Annotated in this window: 1 tRNA gene and 3 rRNA genes; all 4 read left to right on the top strand. The window is 50.1% G+C overall.

The features are described from left to right. The first annotated feature begins 210 nt into the window (after positions 1-210). Positions 211-1760, top strand: a 16S ribosomal RNA gene (locus E4T68_RS08330). Between the two features lie 74 nt (positions 1761-1834). Beyond that, positions 1835-1907, top strand: a tRNA-Ala gene (locus E4T68_RS08325). Between the two features lie 141 nt (positions 1908-2048). Continuing rightward, positions 2049-4964: ribosomal RNA gene (locus E4T68_RS08320) — 23S ribosomal RNA — on the top strand. A 54-nt stretch (positions 4965-5018) separates the two neighbouring features. After that, a 5S ribosomal RNA gene (gene rrf / locus E4T68_RS08315) occupies positions 5019-5134 on the top strand. Together the 16S, 23S and 5S rRNA genes with 1 tRNA gene alongside form the textbook arrangement of a ribosomal RNA operon.

Raw genomic sequence — 5134 nt, 5'->3', positions numbered from 1 at the left:
TAAAAAAAAGTAAAAAAAGCAGTTGACAAAAAAAGAGGATGTTGGTAATATATACAAGTCGCCGCAAGGAGACAAGCCCTTTGAAAACTAAACATTATGAAACAAACCAAATGTGTAGGGGAAGTTATCTGCTCGTCAGATAACCCCAAAACAATAAATCGGATAATATATCCAAAGTCAGTAATCTATTTTGAGCTAAAAACTCATCATTTTCATGAGAGTTTGATCCTGGCTCAGGACAAACGCTGGCGGCGTGCCTAATACATGCAAGTCGAGCGAAGAGAAAAGATGCTTGCATCTTCTCTCTTAGCGGCGGACGGGTGAGTAACACGTGGGTAACCTGCCCATAAGAGAGGGATAACAGTCGGAAACGACTGCTAATACCCCATAGACGCTATGTTCGCATGAACAAAGTGGGAAAGACGGTGCAAGCTGTCGCTTATGGATGGACCCGCGGCGTATTAGCTAGTTGGTGAGGTAACGGCTCACCAAGGCAGTGATACGTAGCCGACCTGAGAGGGTGATCGGCCACATTGGGACTGAGACACGGCCCAAACTCCTACGGGAGGCAGCAGTAGGGAATCTTCGGCAATGGACGAAAGTCTGACCGAGCAACGCCGCGTGAGTGAAGAAGGTTTTCGGATCGTAAAACTCTGTTGTTAGAAAAGAACACCTTATAGAGTAACTGCTATAAGATTGACGGTATCTAACCAGAAAGCCACGGCTAACTACGTGCCAGCAGCCGCGGTAATACGTAGGTGGCAAGCGTTGTCCGGATTTATTGGGCGTAAAGCGAGAGCAGGCGGTTCCTTAAGTCTGATGTGAAAGCCCACGGCTCAACCGTGGAGGGTCATTGGAAACTGGGGGACTTGAGTGCAGAAGAGGAGAGTGGAATTCCATGTGTAGCGGTGAAATGCGTAGATATATGGAGGAACACCAGTGGCGAAGGCGACTCTCTGGTCTGTAACTGACGCTGAGTCTCGAAAGCGTGGGGAGCAAACAGGATTAGATACCCTGGTAGTCCACGCCGTAAACGATGAGTGCTAAGTGTTGGAAGGTTTCCACCTTTCAGTGCTGCAGTTAACGCATTAAGCACTCCGCCTGGGGAGTACGACCGCAAGGTTGAAACTCAAAGGAATTGACGGGGACCCGCACAAGCGGTGGAGCATGTGGTTTAATTCGAAGCAACGCGAAGAACCTTACCAAGTCTTGACATCCTTTGACCACTCTAGAGATAGAGAATTCCCTTCGGGGACAAAGTGACAGGTGGTGCATGGTTGTCGTCAGCTCGTGTCGTGAGATGTTGGGTTAAGTCCCGCAACGAGCGCAACCCTTATGATTAGTTGCCAGCATTAAGTTGGGCACTCTAGTCAGACTGCCGGTGACAAACCGGAGGAAGGTGGGGATGACGTCAAATCATCATGCCCCTTATGACTTGGGCTACACACGTGCTACAATGGATGGTACAACGAGCAGCAACCCCGTGAGGGCAAGCGAATCTCTTAAAGCCATTCTCAGTTCGGATTGTAGGCTGCAACTCGCCTACATGAAGCCGGAATCGCTAGTAATCGCAAATCAGCACGTTGCGGTGAATACGTTCCCGGGTCTTGTACACACCGCCCGTCACACCACGAGAGTTTGTAACACCCGAAGCCGGTGGGGTAACCGCAAGGAGCTAGCCGTCTAAGGTGGGATAGATGATTGGGGTGAAGTCGTAACAAGGTAGCCGTATCGGAAGGTGCGGCTGGATCACCTCCTTTCTAAGGAAAAGTAGGAATGCACAAAGGTAGGACATAATGTTTAGTTTTGAGAGGGTAACCTCTTAAACAGAGTTGGGGGATTAGCTCAGCTGGGAGAGCGCCTGCTTTGCACGCAGGAGGTCAGCGGTTCGATCCCGCTATTCTCCATAGTCACGCAAGTGACGGTTGACCTTTGACAACTGAATATCGTAAAACAAACCAATAATTTTACCGAGAACTAACAGTAAGTTAGAAGAGTGAATTAATGAAAAGAATCGCAACACTCAGCTCATGAGAATGAGCAAAGTAGGTTAAGTCATTAAGGGCGCACGGTGAATGCCTTGGCACTAGGAGCCGACGAAGGACGGGACGAACACCGATATGCTTTGGGGAGCAGTAAGTACGCAATGATCCGAAGATTTCCGAATGGGGGAACCCACTACATGTGATGGTGTAGTATCCATGTGTGAATACATAGCACATGAGAAGGTAGACGCAGGGAACTGAAACATCTCATTACCTGCAGGAAGAGAAAGAAAAATCGATTTCCTGAGTAGCGGCGAGCGAAACGGAAGAAGCCCAAACCAATGTGCATGCACGTTGGGGTTGTAGGACTGCAATGTGGGAGTTAATCTGATAGACGAATGACTTGGGAAAGTCAGCCAAAGAGAGTGAAAGCCTCGTAGTCGACATTGGAGAGACCTCTAGCAGAATCCTGAGTACGGCGGGACACGAGAAATCCCGTCGGAAGCAGCCAGGACCATCTGGCAAGGCTAAATACTCCCTAGTGACCGATAGTGAACAAGTACCGTGAGGGAAAGGTGAAAAGCACCCCGGGAGGGGAGTGAAAGAGAACCTGAAACCGTGTGCTTACAAGTAGTTAGAGCACGTTAATGTGTGATAGCGTACCTTTTGTAGAATGGACCGGCGAGTTACGATAGCATGCGAGGTTAAGTTGAAGAGACGGAGCCGAAGCGAAAGCGAGTCTGAATAGGGCGAAAGAGTATGTTGTCGTAGACCCGAAACCAAGTGACCTACCCATGTCCAGGTTGAAGGTGTGGTAAGACACACTGGAGGACCGAACCAGGGCACGTTGAAAAGTGCTTGGATGAGGTGTGGGTAGCGGAGAAATTCCAATCGAACTTGGAGATAGCTGGTTCTCTCCGAAATAGCTTTAGGGCTAGCCTCGTAGGAAGAATCATGGAGGTAGAGCACTGTTTGGACTAGGGGCCCAACTCGGGTTACCGAATTCAGATAAACTCCGAATGCCATAGATTTATATACGGGAGTCAGACTGCGAGTGATAAGATCCGTAGTCGAAAGGGAAACAGCCCAGACCACCAGCTAAGGTCCCAAAGTGTCTGTTAAGTGGAAAAGGATGTGGGATTGCATAAACAACTAGGATGTTGGCTTAGAAGCAGCCACCATTTAAAGAGTGCGTAATAGCTCACTAGTCGAGTGATCCTGCGCCGAAAATGTACCGGGGCTAAACAGACCACCGAAGCTGTGGATTCATGTGAAGAACATGAGTGGTAGGAGAGCGTTCTAAGGGCGAAGAAGGCTGATCGTAAGGACAGTTGGAGCGCTTAGAAGTGAGAATGCCGGTATGAGTAGCGAAAGACGGGTGAGAATCCCGTCCACCGAATAACTAAGGTTTCCTGGGGAAGGCTCGTCCGCCCAGGGTTAGTCGGGACCTAAGGCGAGGCCGATAGGCGTAGTCGATGGACAACAGGTTGATATTCCTGTACTTCTTAAACACGATTGAGCAAAGGAGGGACGCAGGAGGTTGAAAGAGCCCACTGATGGAATAGTGAGGTCTAAGTAACGAGTCTGGGAATGAGTCAAATGCTTGTTTCTGATAAGGATGAGTTATGATGGGGGTACGAAACACCAAGTAGTATCTATCTTATCAATCACACTGCCAAGAAAAGCTTCTAGCGAGTGGATAAGGACCCGTACCGCAAACCGACACAGGTAGTTGAGGAGAGAATCCTAAGGTGAGCGAGCGAACTCTCGTTAAGGAACTCGGCAAAATGACCCCGTAACTTCGGGAGAAGGGGTGCTGACTTAAGGTCAGCCGCAGTGAATAGGCCCAAGCGACTGTTTATCAAAAACACAGCTCTCTGCAAAATCGAAAGATGACGTATAGGGGGTGACGCCTGCCCGGTGCTGGAAGGTTAAGAGGAGTTGTCAGCGCAAGCGAAGCAATGAATTGAAGCCCCAGTAAACGGCGGCCGTAACTATAACGGTCCTAAGGTAGCGAAATTCCTTGTCGGGTAAGTTCCGACCCGCACGAAAGGCGTAACGATTTGGGCACTGTCTCAACGAGAGGCTCGGTGAAATTATAGTACCTGTGAAGATGCAGGTTACCCGCGACAGGACGGAAAGACCCCATGGAGCTTTACTGCAGTTTGATATTGAGTGTTTGTATGACATGTACAGGATAGGTAGGAGCCTGAGAGACCGGGACGTCAGTTTCGGAGGAGGCGCTGGTGGGATACTACCCTTGTGATATGGACCCTCTAACCCGCACCTTAGACGAGGTGGGAGACAGTGTCAGACGGGCAGTTTGACTGGGGCGGTCGCCTCCTAAAAAGTAACGGAGGCGCCCAAAGGTTCCCTCAGAATGGTTGGAAATCATTCGAAGAGTGTAAAGGCAGAAGGGAGCTTGACTGCGAGAGAGACAACTCGAGCAGGGACGAAAGTCGGGCTTAGTGATCCGGTGGTACCGCATGGAAGGGCCATCGCTCAACGGATAAAAGCTACCCTGGGGATAACAGGCTTATCTCCCCCAAGAGTTCACATCGACGGGGAGGTTTGGCACCTCGATGTCGGCTCATCGCATCCTGGGGCTGAAGTCGGTCCCAAGGGTTGGGCTGTTCGCCCATTAAAGCGGTACGCGAGCTGGGTTCAGAACGTCGTGAGACAGTTCGGTCCCTATCCGTCGCGGGCGTAGGAAATTTGAGAGGAGCTGTCCTTAGTACGAGAGGACCGGGATGGACACACCGCTGGTGTACCAGTTGTTCTGCCAAGGGCATCGCTGGGTAGCTATGTGTGGACGGGATAAACGCTGAAAGCATCTAAGCGTGAAGCCCCCCTCAAGATGAGATTTCCCATTCAGAAATGAAGTAAGACCCCTGGAAGACGAACAGGTAGATAGGCTAGGAGTGGAAGTGCTGTGAGGCATGGAGCGGACTAGTACTAATCGGTCGAGGACTTAACCAAGAGGTAAAGAGGTTTGGAGATATTCAGTTGTGAGAGGGAAACCTTTCAATAAAGTGTGGTAACGATGGCAAGAAGGAGACACCTGTACCCATGCCGAACACAGAAGTTAAGCTTTTTAGCGCCGAGGGTAGTTGGGGGATTCCCCCTGCAAGAGTAGGACGTTGCCACGC

It is taken from the genome of Granulicatella sp. WM01 (genome assembly GCF_004570605.1).
Taxonomy (GTDB): Bacteria; Bacillota; Bacilli; order Lactobacillales; family Aerococcaceae; genus WM01.
The sequence above is the reverse complement of the archived record's forward strand: the minus strand, read 5'-3'. Positions and strand labels throughout refer to the sequence as shown.